Here is a 17,815-nt window from a genome sequence, read left to right as displayed (position 1 = left end):
GGATCAACTGTGGTAACCATGAAGTATAGCCGTGGTGGCCGTGGATCAATGCCCACGCAGGTCGCGCGGACGCAGGCCCAGCGCCACCTGCACCAGCAGGTAGGTCGCCCCGCCCGCCCCGACCAGCAGCGACAGCGCGCCGATCCGCTGCCACAGGCCCATCGGCGAGAACGCCGGCAGCCAGTACAGCAGGGCCAGCAGCACGCCTACCATCGCCACGCACGACACCGCCAGGCGGACCAGGAAACGCGACCAACCGGGGCGGCGCTCATACACGTCGGTCTTGCCCAGCCAGTACCACAGCAGCCCGAGGTTCAGGTAGCTGGACAGCGCACTGGCGATGCCGAGCGCCAGATGCAGCCCCGGCTGCTGGCCCAGCGCCTGCATGACGCCCTGCGCGCGCAGCTCCGCCGGCACCATCACCTGGTACAGCACCGCCAGCAGGGCGAAGTTGAACACCATGTTGGCCACCAGCGCGGCGATGCCGGCGCGCACCGGGGTGCGGGTGTCCTGGCGGGCGTAGAAGGCCGGCAGCACGACCTTCAACAGCGCAAAGGCCGGCAGCCCGAAGCTCAGGCCGTATACCGCCAGCGCGGTCATGCGGGTATCGAACGCGCTGAACTGGCCGTGCTGGAAGATCGTGGCGATCAGCGGTTCGGCCAGCAGCAGCAGCCCCAGCATGGCCGGGATGGAGATCAGCAGGGTCATCCGCAGGCCCCAGTCCAGCGCATTGGAGAAGCCCGCGCGGTCGGTGCCGACGTGATGGCGTGCCAGCGCCGGCAGGATCACCGTGCCCAGCGCCACCCCGAACACGCCCAGCGGCAGCTCCAGGAAGCGGTCAGCCAGGGACAACCAGGACTGCGAACCATCGATCAGCCTGGCGGCGATGACGGTGTCCAGCAGCAGGTTGATCTGCGCCACCGACGAGCCGAACAGGGTCGGGATCATCAGTGTCATCACCTTGCGCACGCCGGGATGTTTCCAGCCCCAGCGCGGCAGGGTGAGCAGGTTGATGCCCTTCAGCGAGGGCAACTGGAACAGCAACTGCAGCATCCCGGCCACCAGCACCGACCAGCCCAGCGCCAGGATCGGCACGTCCATGCGCGGGGCCAGCCACAGCGCGCCGCCGATCATGCACAGGTTGAGGATGACCGGGGTCAGCGCCGGCATCGCGAATTTCTGGAAGCTGTTCAGCGCCCCGCCCGCCAGCGCGGTCAGCGAGACGAAGAACAGGAACGGGAACGTCAGCCGGAACAGGTCGACCAGCAGGCCCTGCTTGGCCGGATCGGTGGTAGCGCCGCTGGCGAACAAATTGGCCAGCTGCGGCGCGAAGATCAGCGCCAGTGCCGTCACCACCATCAACACGCCGGCGAGCGTCCCGGCCACCCGGGCCATCAGGTCGCGCAGCTCCTCGTGGCTGCGGGTCTCCTTCACTTCGGTGAACACCGGCACGAAGGCGGTGGCAAAAGAGCCCTCGGCGAACAACCGGCGCAGGAAATTAGGTACCCTGAAGGCGACCCAGAACGCGTCCGTCGTGGCGTTCGTACCAAAAGTCGTGGTGATGACGGTGTCCCGTACGAGCCCCAACACCCGCGAAACCATTGTCATGCTGCTGAACGACAGCAGGCCCCGCAGCATCTTGGGTGAACTCACTCAAACATCCTCTTGACAATCGACTTGACGTACATTTCTCGAGTCATCATACTAGCTAGCTTGCTGTTCCCATAACACCGATTTTTCAGGAAACCACCACCGTGGCCAATATCAAGTCCGCCAAGAAGCGCGCCAAGCAGACCGTCGTGCGCAACGCGCGCAACGTGGCTCAGCGCTCGATGCTGCGCACCGCTGTCAAGAAAGTGATCAAGGCTCTGGATAACAACGATGCAGCCGGCGCCGAAGCCGCTTTCACCGTTGCCCAGCCGATCCTCGATCGTTTCAGCGCGCGTGGTCTGATCCACAAGAACAAGGCTGCTCGCCACAAGAGCCGCCTGACCGCCCGCATCAAGGCCCTCAAGGCCGCCTGATCAGGCGAAGTCGCCCGCACCCCCAGGGTGTTGGCTGCTACTTGAAACCCGGCTCCGGCCGGGTTTTTTGTTGCCTGCTGGTTGGCGGCGAGTTGGCGGCGAACGGCGGCGCCCCTCGTGGTAGGTCGCGTAAAGCCCTCTCTGATTTGGGCCGGGCGGTGGGGCTGGTCGGGGGACGGCAACAGCCGCATCCTGCGGGCCTCGTTTCGCGCCATCCTTGGCGCTCAACGCCCCCGCCCAGCCCCACCGCCCGGCCTTGCCGGAATTCTGCGGCCGCCCACCACGGAAAAAGAAAAGCAGATCGGTAGCGCCGACCCATGGTCGGCGGAATGCTCCCGCCAACGGCCCGCTGCGCTCGCCGACCATGGGTCGGCGCTACCGAGAGGCACGGTGGCGCGTCGGGTGGAGGAGCCCCTGAGTCAGGGGCGGCCGCGAAGCGGCGGGGTGTGGGTGCTGGTGAGACGGGGCCCGCGGTTTGCGCAGCAAAGCGTGGGAGCGGCAGCGCGAATGCGATGACGTGGACCCGCGCCAAGGATGGCGCGAAACGAGGCCCGCAGGAGCGGCTCTTGCCGTCCCCCACCAACCCCTCCCGCCCGGCCCAACCCAGAAATCAAGCTGTAGAGCGACCCACCACGAGGGGGTCCGCCGTTCGCCGCCAACCCGCCGCCAACCAACAGCCACAAAAAACCCGGCCGAAGCCGGGCTTTTCGCGCAATGCCAAACGAAGACGATTACTCGCCAGCCGCGTGTCGCGCCTGCAGCTCGTCTTCCTTCTGACGATCGAAGAACGCCATGATCTTGCTCATCACCGGGAACGTACCCTCACGACCCAGCGCCGACACCAGGAACCACGGCTCCTTCCAACCCAGGTCCGCAATGATCTGCTCGGCCGCTGCCTTGGCCTCGTCCTCGAACATCAGGTCAGCCTTGTTCAGCACCAGCCAGCGCGGCTTGTCGAGCAGCTCCGGATCATGCCGCTCCAGCTCGCGCTCGATCGCACGCACCTGCTCCACCGGCGAAATTTCCACCCCGCCTTCCATCGGCGAAATGTCCACCAGATGCAGCAGCAGACGGGTGCGCTGCAGGTGGCGCAGGAACTGCGCGCCCAGCCCAGCGCCGTCGGCGGCACCTTCGATCAGCCCGGGAATATCGGCGATCACGAAACTGCGGTAGTTCTCCACCTTCACCACACCCAGGTTCGGGTACAGCGTGGTGAACGGGTAATCAGCCACCTTCGGCGTCGCCGCCGACACCGCACGGATCAGCGTGCTCTTGCCGGCGTTCGGGAAGCCCAGCAGGCCAACGTCGGCCAGCAGCTTCAGCTCCAGCTTCAGCGAGCGCTCTTCACCCGGCTCGCCCGGCAGCGCCTGGCGCGGCGAGCGGTTGGTCGAGCTCTTGAAATGCATGTTGCCCAGGCCGCCGCGGCCGCCCTTGGCCACCAGCAGGCGATCGCCGTGCTGGGTCAGGTCACCGATCACTTCATCGGTGGCCACGTTGGTCACCGTGGTGCCAACCGGCACGGTGATGACCAGGTCTTCGCCGCCCTTGCCATAGGCCTGGCGGCCCATGCCGTTCTCGCCGCGCTGCGCCTTGAAGATGCGGTCATGGCGGAAATCGACCAGGGTGTTGAGGTTCTCGTCGGCGCGGATCCACACGCTGCCACCGCCGCCGCCATCGCCACCATCGGGGCCACCGAGCGGGATGAACTTCTCGCGACGGAAGCCGATACAGCCATTGCCGCCGTTGCCGGCGAACACTTCAATTTCTGCTTCGTCTACCAGTTTCATTTTTCGATGCCTGCGATGGGCGCGGCAGCCTGCCGTCGCCTTGGGATTCTACTGCCCCGGCGTCGCCAGGGCTCGGCCACCTGCGCGGTGGACCGGATGTACCTCGAAACTACCTGCTGCATCCAACGAAAAACCCCGCCGAAGCGGGGCTCTTCTGCAGCGCACCCATGACTGGCATGGGCGCCAGCCGCGCCTGGATCAGGCTTCGGCCGAAACCACGCTGACGGTGCGACGCTTCTTCGCACCCTTCACCGAGAACTCCACCTTGCCGTCCACGAGGGCGAACAGGGTGTGGTCACGGCCGAGGCCGACGCCGGTACCCGGGTGGAACTGGGTGCCGCGCTGACGCACGATGATGTTGCCGGCGTCGATGGCCTGGCCACCGAAGATCTTCACGCCGAGGTATTTCGGGTTGGAGTCGCGACCGTTGCGCGAAGAGCCTACGCCTTTTTTATGTGCCATGACCTATCTCCTTACTTGCTGCCACCGGCAATGCCGGTGATCTCGATTTCGGTGTAGTACTGACGGTGACCCTGGCGCTTCATGTGGTGCTTGCGGCGACGGAACTTGATGATCCGGACCTTGTCGGCACGACCCTGGGACAGGACGGTGGCAGTGACCGCAGCGCCGCTCAGGGCGTCGCCGATCTTGATGCCATCGCTGTCGCCGAGCAGCAGGATGTTGTCGAACTTGATCTCGCTGCCGACTTCGACTTCGAGCTTTTCCACGCGGAGCTTTTCGCCCTGCGCGACGCGGTATTGCTTACCGCCGGTGACCAGTACTGCGTACATGACCAGACTTCCTTTGTAGTTATTGTGGTCTATTGACTGCTGCCATCGAGGGCAGACAGGAGCGAAATTGTACCGGCACACCCGGCCCCGGTCAACCCTCCCCCACACCCCGCAAACCCAGGCGCGACAAGGCCTTCATCACCCTGTACGTCAGTCTCATGTGCTGCGACAGGCGGCTGGCATTGTCGCCCATTGCCCCCATCTGGTCTGCTCGGTAGGCTGCTTGATTGCCCTCCCCGACGCCCTTCCTGCTGGCCGGGCCCCAGCCCAAGCCCCCAACACCGGATCCCCCATGGCGATGGATTTCATCCGCATCCGCGGCGCGCGGACGCACAATCTCAAGAACATCGATCTCGATCTGCCGCGTGACAAGCTGATCGTGATCACCGGGCTGTCCGGCTCGGGCAAGTCCTCGCTGGCCTTCGACACCATCTACGCCGAGGGCCAACGCCGTTACGTGGAATCGCTGTCGGCCTATGCCCGCCAGTTCCTCAGCGTGATGGAAAAGCCGGACCTGGACCACATCGAAGGCCTGTCCCCGGCCATCTCGATCGAGCAGAAGTCGACCTCGCACAATCCGCGGTCGACCGTCGGCACCATCACTGAAATCTACGACTACCTGCGCCTGCTGTACGCGCGCGTGGGCACCCCGCGCTGCCCCGACCACGGCTATCCGCTGGAAGCGCAGACCGTCAGCCAGATGGTCGACCACGTGCTGACCCTGGACCCGGAACAGCGCTACATGCTGCTGGCACCGGTGATCCGCGACCGCAAGGGCGAACATGCGCAGGTGTTCGACCAGATGCGCGCGCAGGGTTATGTGCGCGTGCGCGTGGATGGCGTGCTGTATGAAATCGATGAGGTGCCGCCGCTGGCGCTTCGCCAGAAGCACACCATCGAAGCAGTCATCGACCGCTTCCGCCCGCGCGAGGACATCAAGCAGCGCTTGGCCGAGAGTTTCGAAACCGCGCTGAAGCTGGGCGATGGCATGGTCTCGGTGCAGTCGCTGGACAACCCGGAAACGGCGCCTGCGCTGTTCTCCTCCAAGTACTCCTGCCCGGTCTGCGATTACTCGCTGCCGGAACTGGAACCGCGCCTGTTCTCGTTCAATGCGCCGATGGGCGCCTGCCCCGGCTGCGATGGCCTGGGCATGGCCGAGTTCTTCGATCCCTCGCGCGTGGTCGTGCATCCCGAGCTGCCGCTGTCGGCCGGTGCGGTGCGCGGCTGGGACCGTCGCAATGCCTATTATTTCCAGCTGATCGCCTCGCTGGCCAAGCACTACAAGTTCGACGTGGACGCAGCCTGGAACACCCTCCCGGCCAGCGTACAGAAGGCCGTGCTGTACGGCAGCGGCGATGAAACCATCAGCTTCACCTACTTCACCGAAGCCGGTGGCCGCACCCAGCGCAAGCACCGCTTCGAAGGCATCATTCCCAACCTGGAACGCCGCTACAAGGAAACCGAATCGGCGGCGGTGCAGGAAGAACTGGGCAAGTACATCAGCGAGCAGAGCTGCCCGGAGTGCAAGGGCGCGCGCCTGAACCGTGCCGCGCGCAACGTGTTCGTGGCCGACCGTCCACTGCCGGACCTGGTGGTGATGCCCATTGACGAAGCACTGAAGTTCTTCAGCACGCTGAGCCTGCCCGGCTGGCGTGGCGAGATCGCCAGCAAGATCGTCAAGGAAATCGGCGAGCGGCTGGGCTTCCTGGTCGACGTGGGCCTGGATTACCTCAGCCTGGAGCGCAAGGCCGATACGCTGTCCGGCGGCGAAGCCCAGCGCATCCGCCTGGCATCGCAGATCGGCGCCGGCCTGGTCGGCGTGATGTACGTGCTGGATGAGCCGTCCATCGGCCTGCACCAACGCGACAACGAGCGCCTGCTTGGCACCCTCACCCGCCTGCGCGACCTCGGCAACACGGTGATCGTGGTGGAGCATGACGAAGATGCGATCCGCCTGGCCGACTACGTGCTGGATATTGGTCCGGGCGCAGGCGTGCACGGCGGTGAGATCGTCGGCCAGGGCAGCCTGCAGGACATCCTGGACGCGCCGCGTTCGCTGACCGGCCAGTACCTTTCGGGCAAGCGTGCGATCGAGATCCCGGCACGCCGGCACAAGCCGAACCCGAAGATGACCCTGCACCTGCGCGGGGCCAGCGGCAACAACCTGAAGAACGTCGACCTGGCCATTCCGGCGGGGCTGATGACCTGCATCACCGGCGTGTCCGGTTCGGGCAAGTCGACGCTGATCAACGACACGCTGTTCTCGCTGGCCGCCAACGAGATCAACGGCGCATCGCACGATATCGCCCCGTACAGGGAAATCGACGGGCTGGACCTGTTCGACAAGGTGGTGGACATCGACCAGTCGCCGATCGGTCGTACCCCGCGTTCGAACCCGGCCACCTACACCGGCCTGTTCACTCCCCTGCGCGAGCTGTACGCCCAGGTGCCCGAAGCACGTGCGCGCGGCTATTCGCCGGGCCGCTTCAGCTTCAACGTGCGCGGCGGCCGCTGCGAAGCCTGCCAGGGCGATGGCCTGATCAAGGTGGAGATGCACTTCCTGCCGGATGTGTACGTGCCCTGCGATGTCTGCCACGGCAAGCGCTACAACCGCGAAACGCTGGAGATCCTGTACAAGGGCCACAACATCAACGACGTGCTGCAGATGACCGTCGAAGATGCACTGAAGCTGTTCGAGCCGGTGCCGAGCATCGCGCGGAAGCTGGAAACGCTGGTCGACGTGGGCCTGAGCTACATCAAGCTGGGACAGAGTGCGACCACCCTGTCCGGCGGTGAAGCGCAGCGCGTGAAGCTGTCCAAGGAACTGTCGCGCCGCGATACCGGGCGCACGCTGTACATCCTGGACGAGCCGACCACCGGCCTGCATTTCCATGACATCGAAGCGCTGCTGGGCGTGCTGCACAAGCTGCGCGACGAAGGCAACACGGTGGTGGTGATCGAGCACAACCTGGATGTCATCAAGACCGCCGACTGGATCGTCGACCTCGGTCCGGAAGGCGGCCATCGCGGTGGCACCATCTTGGTCACCGGCACTCCGGAAGACGTGGCGGCCTGCCCGACCTCGTACACCGGCCAGTTCCTGGCCAAGATGCTGCCCTCGGTCAGCGCGCGCCCGGAGAAACCGGCGGCGGTGGCCAACAAGCCCGATGCGCGCCCGCCGCGCAAGGTGAAGCCGGAGCCGAAGAAGAAGGCCGCCGCGGCCAAGAGCACCGCCGCCCCCAGCAAGTCCACCGCGACCAAGACCACCGCTACGCGCAAGAAGAAGGACGCCTGATGAGCACCGAGCAAAAGATCCTCGCCCGCATCCCGATCAGCGTGCGCTGGCGCGACATGGACAGCATGGGCCACGTCAACAACGCCAAGTACATTTCCTATCTGGAAGAAGCGCGCGTGCGCTGGATGCTGGGGGTGGAAGGTGTGGCGATGACCGACCGCATCGCACCGGTGGTGGCAGCCACCAACGTCAATTACCGGCTGCCGATCGTGTGGCCCAACGACATCCTGGTGGAACTGTTCGTGGAACGGCTGGGCAACAGCAGCGTCACCATCGGCCACCGGATCGTCGACCAGCAGGACGAATCGCGCCTGTATTCGGACGGCAACGTAGTGGTGGTGTGGATGGACACCCAGACCGGCAGGAGCGCCCCGCTTCCCGACGCCGTACGCAACGCCTCCACCTGAGGTGACGATGGCCGCCCCTGGTGGGTGGCGACTGCCATGGTGGGTGACGACTGCCACGGTGGGTGACGACCGTTGGTCGTCACGCTTCTGTATGGGCCAGCAATCAAGAGCGTGACGACCAACGGTCGTCACCCACCGGAGCAGAAGCATCAGCGCGCGGCTTTGCGTACCTGCAGCGTCGCGGCCGCTTCACCACCGCCTTCCAGCTGCAGCACCAGCGGCACCGCCTGCCCTTCCTTCAGCGCGGCCTTGCCCTGCATCAGCATCAGGTGCTTGCCACCCGGCTTCAGCTCCACCGTCGCGCCGGCCGGCAACACCAGATGGTGCAGGTGCTGCATGCGGCTGACGTCGCCCTGTAACGTGGTTTCATGCAGCGACACATCGCCGAACACCGCGCTGCGCGCGCCGATGAGGGTCACTGCGGTGGCACAGGTGTTGTGGATCGTTCCGTAGCCGGCGGTCATCTTCATCGCCGCGCTCGGCGGCAACCGCGCCCATCCGTCTTTCAACTGCAGGCACTCCACCGGCGCGGCCAGCGCCACTCCCGATGCTGCCACTGCACACAACGCGAACAGTACGCCAACGCATGGTTTGGTTATCATCGGACCACGTTCCCTCCCGGCAAGAGATCGCAGCATGACCACGCTCATCGAGGTGTACAACCATGGACCGATCCGCGAACTGCGCCTGGCGCGGCCGCCGGTCAATGCGCTTGACACCGACCTCTGCCGGCAGTTGATCCACGCCGTCGAACAGGCCATGGCCGAAGACGTGCACGGACTGGTGCTGTCAGGCAACGAACGGGTATTCACCGGCGGCATGGACGTGCCCCACCTGCTGTCGCATGGCGACGATCAGCACGCCCTGCTGGACAGCTGGAACGCCTTCTTCGGCGCGGTACGCACGCTGGCCGAAAGCCGCATCCCGGTGGTGGCCGCACTGACCGGGCACGCCCCGGCCGGTGGCTGCGTGCTGGCGCTGTGTTGCGACTACCGGGTGATGGCGCGCAGCACCGATCCGGCGCAGCCGTTCGCCATCGGCCTGAATGAAGTGCAGGTGGGGCTGGTGGCACCGGAGGGCATCCAGCGCCTGCTGCGCCGTGCCGTGGGCATGCACCGCGCAGGGATCCTGCTGACCACCGCCGCCATGGTGCCGGCCGAGCAGGCCCTGCAGATCGGCCTGGTCGACGAGCTGGCCGACGGCGACCTGGTCGTGGCGCGCGCAGTGGCCTGGCTGCAGCGGCTGCTGAAGATGCCGCGCCAGCCGATGCTGTTGACCCGCGCGATCGCCCGCCAGGACCTGCATGAAGCCCTGCACCCGGACCTGATCCGCCTGGATCGCTTCGTCGAGGCTTGGTATGCGCCGGATGCGCAGCAGGCACTGCAGGCGCTGGTGGCCCGGCTCGGCAAGGGCTGAGCACCGGGCAACCGCCGACAGCACCCGCCGGGGGCTGCTGCACGGCCGCCCGGCTATAATCACGGCCTGTCCCGACACCGGCTGTCCCCCCTTGAACGACACGCACGAACCCGTCGTCTCCGAATTGATCGACCTGCTCACCCTGGAGCGGCTGGAAGACAACCTGTTCCGTGGCCAGAGCCGCGACATCGGCACCAAGTACGTGTTCGGCGGGCAGGTGCTCGGCCAGGCGCTGGCCGCGGCCCAGGCCACGGTGGAAAACGGGCGCCACGTGCACTCGCTGCACGCTTATTTCCTGCGGGCGGGCAATATCGACCACCCCATCGTCTACGACGTGGACCGCACCCGCGATGGCGGCAGTTTCTCGGTACGCCGGGTGACCGCGATCCAGCACGGCAAGGTGATCTTCTTCTGCGCGGCCTCTTTCCAGCAGGAAGAAAGCGGCGCCGAGCACCAGCACAAGATGCCCGAAGTACCTCAGCCGGAACACCTGGAACCCAACCGCCCGCTGCCGCAGGACGTGCTGGACCGGTTGCCGATCAAGGTGCAGCGCTGGCTTTCGCGAGGCGGCCCGTTCGAGTTCCGCCACGTCTATCCGCGCGACGAGCTCAACCCGCCCAAACGCCCGCCTTACCACCAGGTCTGGTTCCGCCTGACCGAACCGGTCGGCGATGCACCGGAACTGCACCAGGCGCTGTTGGCCTACGCCTCGGATTTCCATCTGCTGGGCACGGCGACCTTCCCGCACGGCATCAGCTACTACCAGCCGCACGTGCAGATGGCATCGCTGGACCACGCGATCTGGTTCCACCGTCCGTTCCGTGCCGACGACTGGCTGCTGTATGCGCTGGACAGCCCGAGCGCCCAGGATTCGCGTGGGCTGGCACGTGGCCAGTTCTTCGACCGGCACGGTCGCCTGGTGGCCAGCACCGCGCAGGAAGGCTTGATCCGCGTGGTGCCTGACAGCGCCGCCGCTGCTGCCGTGCCGGCCAAGGACTGAGGAACGCGCCATGAGACAGATTTTCAGCAGCCAGCGCGTGGAAACCGTGGAAGGCGTGGCCGAACTGCTGCGCAGCCACGACATCGAAGTGCGCGTGACCGATGGGCGCACGTACCACACCAAGCGCCGCGGGCAGTTCAGCTATCTCGACCAGAGCAAGAACATCCGCCACCCCACGGTATGGGTGGTGCGTGCGGACGACCAGCCGCGTGCGCGCGAGATCCTGCGTGATGCGCGGCTGCTCGACACCACCCGCCGCGACCACCCGACCGCCGAGTTCGCCTTCCGCGAAACCGAGGCACCGTCCACGGGCCGCGGCTGGGCCTGGCGCATCCGCATCGCCTTGCTGGTGGTGATCGCCGGCGTGGCGTTGTTCATCGGGATGGGCCATCGCGGCGCAAAGCAGCCGGCCGCTCCGGCGCCCGCTCCTGCTCCGCAACAGCAGCCCGCCGCACCGGCCGCGCCGGTTGAGGAAGAAGAAGTCCGCGTGCGCATCCAGCCCTCCACGCCGCAACCCTGAGCCGGTAGTGACGGCCGCCTGCTCCGGTGGGTGACGACGACCGCCTGCTCCGGTGGGTGACGACCGTTGGTCGTCACGCTGTTGCAGAGGTCTCCAGAGCCGTGACGACCAACGGTCGTCACCCACCAGTTGGTTGCGGTCGTCACCCACCAGTTGGTTGCGGTCGTCACCCACCAGTTGGTTGAGGTCGTCACCCACCAGTTGGTTGAGGTCGTCACCCACCAGTTGGTTGCGGTCGTCACGACCACCGGTCACATCCTGCGCGGCGCTCCGTCTTGGGACACAATCCCCGCAGGAGCGCCGCCCATGACCGCAACAGCCGCCAGCCTCGATGACACCCTGCACCGCGAGCTGCCTGCCGCGGCCGATGGCTGCCAGCATGCGTACGGGCGCATCGTGGTGGCCTGCCAGAACACGGTGACCGCCATCGCCCTGGCCATCACCCGCGACCGCCACGCCAGCGAAGACATCGCGCAGGAAGCGTTCGTGCGCGCATGGCAGCAGCTGCGCCAGCTGCGCAACCCCTCCAGCTTCATGCCGTGGCTGCGCCAGATCACCCGCAACCTGGCCCGCGACTGGCTGCGCAGCCAGCGCGGTCGGCCGCTTTCGGGCGAAGCAGCGGAGCTGGCGATCAACATGGCTGCCGATCCCGCCCCTGGCGCGGCCGACCGCCTGCTGCGCATCGAAGAAGAAGTCGCCGCCGAGGACATCATCTCCGCGCTGCCCGAAGAGAGCCGCGAAGTGCTGCTGCTGTACTACCGCGAAGGCCAGCGTTCCCAGCACGTCGCCAGCCTGCTCGGGCTCAGCGATGCGGCCGTGCGCAAGCGCCTTTCCCGCGCCCGTGGCATGGTGCGCGAAGGTCTTCTGCAGCGTTTCGGCGAGTTCGCGCGCAGCAGCGCGCCCGGTGCAGCGTTCGCCACCACGGTGGTGTCGATGCTGATGGTGGCCGCTCCGGGAACTGCCAGCGCGGCGATCGTGGCCTTGGGCACCGGCGTGGGCGTGGGCGGCAGCAAGCTCGGCCTGGGCGGTGCCAGTGCCTCGGCGGGAACGGCGATGGGGTCGCTGACCGCCGCGGCGGGCCAGTTTCCGGGCTTCGTCGACCACGTCAACGTGGGCGCGATGGTCGGCGCGGTGGTCGGCGGGACGGTCTTCAGCTACCTGGGCGGTCGCTACCTGATGTCGTTCGCGGAATCGCCGCAGGAACGCGCGCGGATCCGGCGCTTCGTGCACCTCAATACCTTCACCGCGCTGGTGGTCTGCGTAACGGTACTGGTGCTGTCACTGCTGGCGCTGCCGGCGTGGGTGGGCCTGTTCGCCCTGTCCGCGGGCCTGTCGCTGGTCTGCTGGCAGTGCCTGGTGCCGCTGCGGCGGATCATGCAGCCGCTGATCGACCGCGATGCCGAGCGGCGCGGCCTGCAGGGTCAACGCAACTGGAAATACGAAGCGCTGTACGGCAAGCACGGCATGATCGGCGCGGCCTTGGCGGCGATGCTCATGGTGGGCTGGCTGTTGTGGAGAAACGGCGCGCTGTAATCCAAAGCGGCGACGACCAGAGGCCGTCACCGCACTCGAAACCCGGTAGTGACGGCCGCTGGCCGTCAATCTTCCATGGGCCGCTGGCCGTCAGTCCTGCGACGGCCGCGCCGGACCCTGCGGCCCGTGGCCCCCATGGCGCGGGCCACGCATCGGGCCCTTGGCCGCATCGAACTCGGCCTTGCTCAGCTGGCCATCCTTGTTGCTGTCCGCCGCGGTGAACCAGGCATCACGATGCTGCTTCATGCGCAGCTCGCGGTCGGCCTTGTCCAGGTAGCCATCCTTGTTGATGTCCATCTGGTCGAAGCGCCCGGCCAGCCGCGGATCGGCAGCGGCCTCCTGGCGGCTGATGCGACCGTCATTGTTGCTGTCCAGCCGGGCCAGCTGCTCGGCATGGCCACGCCCCGGACCACGATGCCCGTGCTTGCCGCGCGGCCGTTCTTCGCCGGACAGCTTGCCGTCCTTGTTGGTGTCCAGCTGGTCGAAGCGTGCGGCCAGGCGCGGCGCGGCGGCGGCTTCAGTGCGATCGATGAAACCATCGTTGTTGGTGTCCAGCTTGACCGGGCGCTGCGGCGACCGCGGCGCGTCGGCAGCCAGGGCGATACCGGTGGCGGAGGTGCTCAGCAGCAGGGCCAGCAGCAGGGGGGTACGCAGGGTCATGGGGTCACTCCAGTAGAAGGGGACGGGGTGTTTTTCAATCACCCTCGAAGGACAACAACGCGTGGACGCGGCCACGGTTGACGTCGGCCCCGTCCGTGTTCATTTGGCAGACAGTCGCGGCCACTGCGACAGCCGGACGTTATGCTGTGGACATGGCGATACACGGCGACCGCGACGACGACCTGAGGCTGTTCCAGACCGGCGAGCACCCCTGCGGCTACTGGCCGGAGCGGACCGCGCGCGATCTGGTGCTGGACCCGCATGACCGCCGCCTGGGCGGCCTGTACCCGATGGCGCTCAGCTGGGGCTTCCGCCGCAGCGGCGACCTGGTCTACCGCCCGCATTGCGCCCAATGCCACGCCTGCGTGGCGGTGCGCATACCCGTGCAGCGCTTCGCCCCGGACCGCAGCCAGCGCCGCTGCGTGGCGCGCAACGCCGACCTGGAAGTGCGGATCACCGCCGCCGCCCCGCGCGAGGAACTGTTCGCGCTGTACCACCGTTACCTGGCCCATCGGCATGCCAACGGCGGCATGGACACCCACGGGCCGCACGAGTTCGAGCAGTTCCTGATCGGCAGCTGGTCGCGCACGCGTTTCCTGGAAATCCGCCTGCCGCCGCCGCAGGGTGGGCCAGGCGAACTGATCGGCGTGGCGGTGACCGACGTCACCGAGCAGGGCCTGTCGGCGGTCTACACCTTCTTCGATCCGGACCATGCACAGCGCGGGCTGGGCACCTTCGCCATCCTGCAGCAGGTGGCCTGGGCGCAGCGCGAATCCCTGCCCCACCTGTATCTGGGCTACTGGATCCGCGACCACCTGAAGATGGATTACAAGCGCCGGTTCCGCCCGCTGGAAGCCTACGACGGCCGCCGCTGGAACGAATTCGATGGCGAACTGGCCGGACGCTGACAAGCCGCTGACACAGGCGCCGGTGCACAATACCGGCCATGAAAATTCCAGCCTTCAGCCTCCCCGCCCTGACCGTCGCCGTGGCCCTGCTGTGCAGCGCCTGCGCCCAGACCCCCCAGCGTGCCGCCGCGATGCCTGATGCCTCCACCGCCCTGCGCCTGGCCACCTACAACACCTCCCTCTACTCCGACCAGGCCGGCGGGCTGATCGCCGAACTGGAAGGCGACAGCGCGCATGCGCGCAAGATCGCCGCAGTGCTGCAGCAGGTGCGCCCGGACCTGGTGCTGCTCAACGAGTTCGACTACGACGACGCGCACCGCGCCGCTGATCTGTTCCAGCAGCGTTACCTGGCCGTGGCCCAGCCCGGTGGCGGCGAGCCGCTGAACTTCGCCTACCGGTATCTCGCCCCGGTCAACACCGGCGTGCAAAGCGGGCTGGACCTGGACAACAACGGCGAAGCAGGCGGCGAAGGCCGCGCCCGTGGCAACGACGCGTGGGGCTACGGTCTGCACCCGGGCCAGTACGGCATGCTGGTGCTGTCGCGCTATCCGATCGACGAAGCCCAGGTGCGCAGCTTCCAGCTGCTGAAGTGGAACACCCTGCCCGGCGCGATCCGCCCGATCGACCCGCGCACCGGCAAGAGCTTCTATTCCGATGCGGTGTGGTCGCTGCTGCGGTTGTCGTCCAAGTCGCACTGGGACGTGCCGGTGCGCACGCCGTCGGGCGTGGTGCACGCGCTGGTATCCCACCCTACCCCGCCGGTGTTCGACGGCCCGGAAAAGCGCAACGCCGCGCGCAACCACGACGAACTGAAGCTTTGGCAGGAGTATCTGTCAGCCGGTGAAAAGCCTTGGCTGTGCGACGACAAGCAGCGCTGTGGCGGTCTGGCGCAGGACGCCCGCTTCGTGATCCTGGGCGACCTCAACAATGACCCGGTGGATGGCGATGGCCGCCACGAAGGCATCCTGGAACTGATCGAAAACCCGCGCGTGCTGCGCCATGCCACCCCGTCCAGCATCGGCGGCGAGCAGACCAGCCTTGCCTACGCCGCCAAGGGCATCACCCGTCGCGGCGCTCCGCAGCACGCCACCGGCGATTTCGGTCCGAAATCCGGCACGATGCGGCTGGACTACGTGCTGCCCTCGGTCGGCTTCGCCTACGTCGGCGGCGGCGTGTTCTGGCCGGCCGAAGGCACGGACGAGGCGAAGATCGCCGACGGCAGCGACCACCACCTGGTCTGGGCCGACGTGAAGTAAGTCAGGGCTTCAGGGTGACGCCGATGGCGGCGGCGGCATCACGGGCGATCGCGCGGGCCTGGTCGGTGCTGTCGGCCCGCGCCAAGGTAACGCCAACGCGACGGTGGCCGTGCGCGCTGGGCTTGCCGAACAGGCGCACGGCGGTGTCCGGGACCTGCAGCGCGGCGGCGACATCGGTGAAGTACGGCACGCCTTCGCCGTGTGCCAGCAGCGCGCACGATGCACTCGCTCCACCCTGGCGGATCACCGGGATCGGCAGGCCGAGGATCGCGCGCGCATGCAGTGCGAACTCGCTCAGTTCCTGCGATACCAGGGTCACCAGGCCGGTGTCATGCGGGCGCGGCGAGACTTCGCTGAACCACACCTGGTCGCCCTTCACGAACAACTCCACGCCGAACAGCCCCCAGCCGCCGAGGTCATCGGTGATGGCCCGGGAAATCTCCTCGGCGCGCGCCAGCGCCGCGGCGGACATCGCCTGTGGCTGCCAGCTTTCGCGGTAATCGCCGTCCTTCTGCAGGTGGCCGATCGGCGCGCAGAACGACGTACCGCCCGCATGCCGCACGGTCAGCAGGGTGATTTCGTAATCGAAATCGATGAAGCCCTCGACGATGCAGCGTCCAGCACCAGCGCGTCCACCGGTCTGCGCATACGCCCAGGCCGGGGCGATGTCAGCTTCGCTGCGCAGCGTGCTCTGGCCCTTGCCCGAAGAAGACATCACCGGCTTGACCACGCACGGCAGGCCGATCGCCTGCACGGCGGCGGTGTACTCCGCTTCGGTGTCCACGAAACGATACGGCGAGGTCGGCAGGCCCAGCGTTTCCGCCGCCAGCCGGCGGATGCCTTCGCGGTCCATGGTCAGCCGCGCAGCGCGCGCGGTGGGCACCACGCGCAGCCCCTGTTCCTGCTCCAGCTGGACCAGCGTCTCGGTGTGGATCGCCTCGATTTCCGGCACCACCAGGTGCGGTTTTTCCAACGCGATCAGCTCGCGCAGGGCCATCGCATCCAGCATGTCGATCACGTGCGCGCGGTGCGCCACCTGCATCGCCGGCGCGTCGGCGTAACGGTCGGCGGCGATCACTTCCACGCCCAGGCGCTGCAGTTCGATGGCCACTTCCTTGCCAAGTTCGCCCGATCCCAACAGCAGGACGCGGGTGGCAGAGGGGGACAACGGGGTTCCAAATGCGGACATGGCGGCGTTCCAGCGTGGAGGTGAAGGCGGGTGGGCATTCTAGCCGGTCGCCCCCTGCCTGCCGACGGACGGCACTTGCAGACTGATATCAATTTGATATCTTTCAGTCCAGACCCTCAAGGAAGTGCCGTCATGAAAGAGAAGCCGCTCCGTTCCCTCAACGGCCTGGCCGTGCTGGCCGCCGTCGTCATCGTTGCTGGCATCGCCGGCACCGTGTTCCTGGCCGGCGCCAGCGGCGCCAACGGGATGCGCCCCAGCCCGATGCTGCTGCTGGGCTGCGTTCTGGTGATGCTTCTGGCCCTGCTGTCATTGGCCGGCCTGTACACCGTGCAACCCAACCAGGCCGCGGTGCTGAGCCTGTTCGGCAAGTACGTCGGCACGGTCAAGGACAACGGCCTGCGCTGGAACAACCCGTTCTTTTCCAAGCGCCGGGTCAGCCAGCGCGTGCGCAATTTCGAAAGCGGCAAGCTGAAGGTCAACGAGCTGGACGGCAGCCCGATCGAAATCGCCGCGGTGATCGTGTGGCAGGTGGTGGACGCCTCCGAGGCGGTCTACAACGTGGATGACTACGAAAGCTTCGTGCATATCCAGTCCGAGTCCGCGCTGCGTGCGATGGCCACCAGCTATCCGTATGACCAGCACGAAGAAGGCCAGCTGGCCCTGCGCAGCCATGCCAGCGAGATTTCGCTGCACCTGAAGAACGAACTGGCCGAACGCCTGGCCGATGCCGGCGTGCAGATCATCGACGCGCGCATCAGCCACCTCGCCTACGCTGCGGAAATCGCCCAGGCCATGCTGCAGCGCCAGCAGGCCAATGCGGTGATCGCCGCCCGCACGCGGATCGTCGCCGGTGCGGTGGGCATGGTGGAAATGGCGCTGGCCGAACTGCAGAAGAACGGCGTGGTGCAGCTGGACGAAGAGCGCAAGGCGCACATGGTGAGCAACCTGCTGACCGTGCTGTGTTCCGACCGCGGCACGCAGCCGGTGGTCAACGCCGGCTCCTTGTACTGAGCCGGCATGACGGTGTCC

17 protein-coding genes are annotated in these 17,815 nt (G+C 66.8%); 10 read left to right on the top strand and 7 right to left on the bottom strand.

All coding sequences use genetic code 11. The features are described 5' to 3' along the window. Positions 1-45 precede the first annotated feature (45 nt). Entirely contained in the window at positions 46-1,638 is a 1,593-nt protein-coding gene (gene murJ / locus CXG43_RS12420; protein ID WP_101100212.1) for a murein biosynthesis integral membrane protein MurJ, read from the bottom strand. Positions 1,639-1,754: 116 nt separating this feature from the next. On the opposite strand from murJ, the gene rpsT reads away from it, so the two are divergent. Continuing rightward, positions 1,755-2,024 (top strand): 30S ribosomal protein S20, encoded by a 270-nt coding sequence (gene rpsT, locus CXG43_RS12415; protein ID WP_042614258.1) that lies wholly within the window; start codon positions 1,755-1,757, stop codon positions 2,022-2,024. Between the two features lie 731 nt (positions 2,025-2,755). Here the strand turns inward: rpsT and cgtA are convergent. The 3 genes from cgtA to rplU all read right to left on the bottom strand — a co-directional run bounded on the left by cgtA (position 2,756) and on the right by rplU (position 4,602). Further along, positions 2,756-3,811, bottom strand: a complete 1,056-nt coding sequence (cgtA, locus tag CXG43_RS12410; RefSeq protein ID WP_101100211.1) for an Obg family GTPase CgtA — start codon at positions 3,809-3,811, stop codon at positions 2,756-2,758. Positions 3,812-4,009: 198 nt separating this feature from the next. Further along, on the bottom strand, positions 4,010-4,273 hold the full coding sequence (rpmA, locus tag CXG43_RS12405; RefSeq protein ID WP_042615145.1) for a 50S ribosomal protein L27: 264 nt from the start codon (positions 4,271-4,273) through the stop codon (positions 4,010-4,012). 11 nt (positions 4,274-4,284) lie between these two features. Then, on the bottom strand, positions 4,285-4,602 hold the full coding sequence (gene rplU, locus CXG43_RS12400; protein ID WP_042615146.1) for a 50S ribosomal protein L21: 318 nt from the start codon (positions 4,600-4,602) through the stop codon (positions 4,285-4,287). A 292-nt stretch (positions 4,603-4,894) separates the two neighbouring features. Between rplU and uvrA the strand changes: the two genes are divergently transcribed. Next, positions 4,895-7,897: an excinuclease ABC subunit UvrA gene (gene uvrA / locus CXG43_RS12395; protein ID WP_101100210.1), complete on the top strand. Its 3,003-nt coding sequence runs from the start codon at positions 4,895-4,897 to the stop codon at positions 7,895-7,897. Next, the gene (locus tag CXG43_RS19600; protein WP_332870928.1) at positions 7,897-8,304 is read left to right on the top strand and encodes a thioesterase family protein; all 408 of its coding nucleotides are present in this window, start codon (positions 7,897-7,899) and stop codon (positions 8,302-8,304) included. The genes uvrA and CXG43_RS19600 overlap by 1 nt, the downstream gene beginning before the upstream one ends. Positions 8,305-8,453: 149 nt before the next feature. On the opposite strand, the gene CXG43_RS12385 is transcribed toward CXG43_RS19600, so the two are convergent. Further along, positions 8,454-8,906 carry a copper chaperone PCu(A)C gene (locus CXG43_RS12385; protein ID WP_101100209.1) on the bottom strand — a complete coding sequence of 151 codons (453 nt, stop codon included), beginning with the start codon at positions 8,904-8,906 and terminating at the stop codon, positions 8,454-8,456. A 34-nt stretch (positions 8,907-8,940) separates the two neighbouring features. Here CXG43_RS12385 and CXG43_RS12380 point away from each other — a divergent pair, with 34 nt between their 5' ends. The 4 genes from CXG43_RS12380 (at position 8,941) to CXG43_RS12365 (ending at position 12,773) form a co-directional block, all read left to right on the top strand. Next, positions 8,941-9,720: an enoyl-CoA hydratase/isomerase family protein gene (locus CXG43_RS12380; protein WP_101100208.1), complete on the top strand. Its 780-nt coding sequence runs from the start codon at positions 8,941-8,943 to the stop codon at positions 9,718-9,720. A 91-nt stretch (positions 9,721-9,811) separates the two neighbouring features. Beyond that, a complete protein-coding gene (gene tesB / locus CXG43_RS12375; RefSeq protein ID WP_101100207.1) occupies positions 9,812-10,720 on the top strand; it encodes an acyl-CoA thioesterase II in 909 nt (302 codons plus the stop codon). Positions 10,721-10,730: 10 nt separating this feature from the next. Further along, a complete protein-coding gene (locus CXG43_RS12370; protein WP_101100206.1) occupies positions 10,731-11,240 on the top strand; it encodes a pathogenicity-like protein in 510 nt (169 codons plus the stop codon). A 306-nt stretch (positions 11,241-11,546) separates the two neighbouring features. After that, positions 11,547-12,773 (top strand): sigma-70 family RNA polymerase sigma factor, encoded by a 1,227-nt coding sequence (locus tag CXG43_RS12365; RefSeq protein WP_101100205.1) that lies wholly within the window; start codon positions 11,547-11,549, stop codon positions 12,771-12,773. A 90-nt stretch (positions 12,774-12,863) separates the two neighbouring features. Here the strand turns inward: CXG43_RS12365 and CXG43_RS12360 are convergent, their stop codons facing one another. Continuing rightward, the gene (locus tag CXG43_RS12360) at positions 12,864-13,433 is read right to left on the bottom strand and encodes a hypothetical protein (protein ID WP_101100204.1); all 570 of its coding nucleotides are present in this window, start codon (positions 13,431-13,433) and stop codon (positions 12,864-12,866) included. 152 nt (positions 13,434-13,585) lie between these two features. Between CXG43_RS12360 and CXG43_RS12355 the strand changes: the two genes are divergently transcribed. Next, positions 13,586-14,341 carry an arginyltransferase gene (locus CXG43_RS12355; protein ID WP_101100203.1) on the top strand — a complete coding sequence of 252 codons (756 nt, stop codon included), beginning with the start codon at positions 13,586-13,588 and terminating at the stop codon, positions 14,339-14,341. Between the two features lie 38 nt (positions 14,342-14,379). Continuing rightward, positions 14,380-15,597 (top strand): endonuclease/exonuclease/phosphatase family protein, encoded by a 1,218-nt coding sequence (locus tag CXG43_RS12350; protein ID WP_101100202.1) that lies wholly within the window; start codon positions 14,380-14,382, stop codon positions 15,595-15,597. A 1-nt stretch (position 15,598) separates the two neighbouring features. On the opposite strand, the gene purT is transcribed toward CXG43_RS12350, so the two are convergent. Continuing rightward, entirely contained in the window at positions 15,599-16,786 is a 1,188-nt protein-coding gene (gene purT / locus CXG43_RS12345) for a formate-dependent phosphoribosylglycinamide formyltransferase (RefSeq protein WP_101100201.1), read from the bottom strand. A 132-nt stretch (positions 16,787-16,918) separates the two neighbouring features. Between purT and CXG43_RS12340 the strand changes: the two genes are divergently transcribed. Continuing rightward, a complete protein-coding gene (locus CXG43_RS12340) occupies positions 16,919-17,797 on the top strand; it encodes an SPFH domain-containing protein (protein ID WP_101100200.1) in 879 nt (292 codons plus the stop codon). Positions 17,798-17,815 lie beyond the last annotated feature (18 nt).

Origin of the sequence: Stenotrophomonas sp. Bg11-02, assembly GCF_002836635.1 — a bacterium.
GTDB lineage: Bacteria > Pseudomonadota > Gammaproteobacteria > Xanthomonadales > Xanthomonadaceae > Stenotrophomonas > Stenotrophomonas lacuserhaii.
This window is presented reverse-complemented; position numbering and strand designations above follow the sequence as displayed.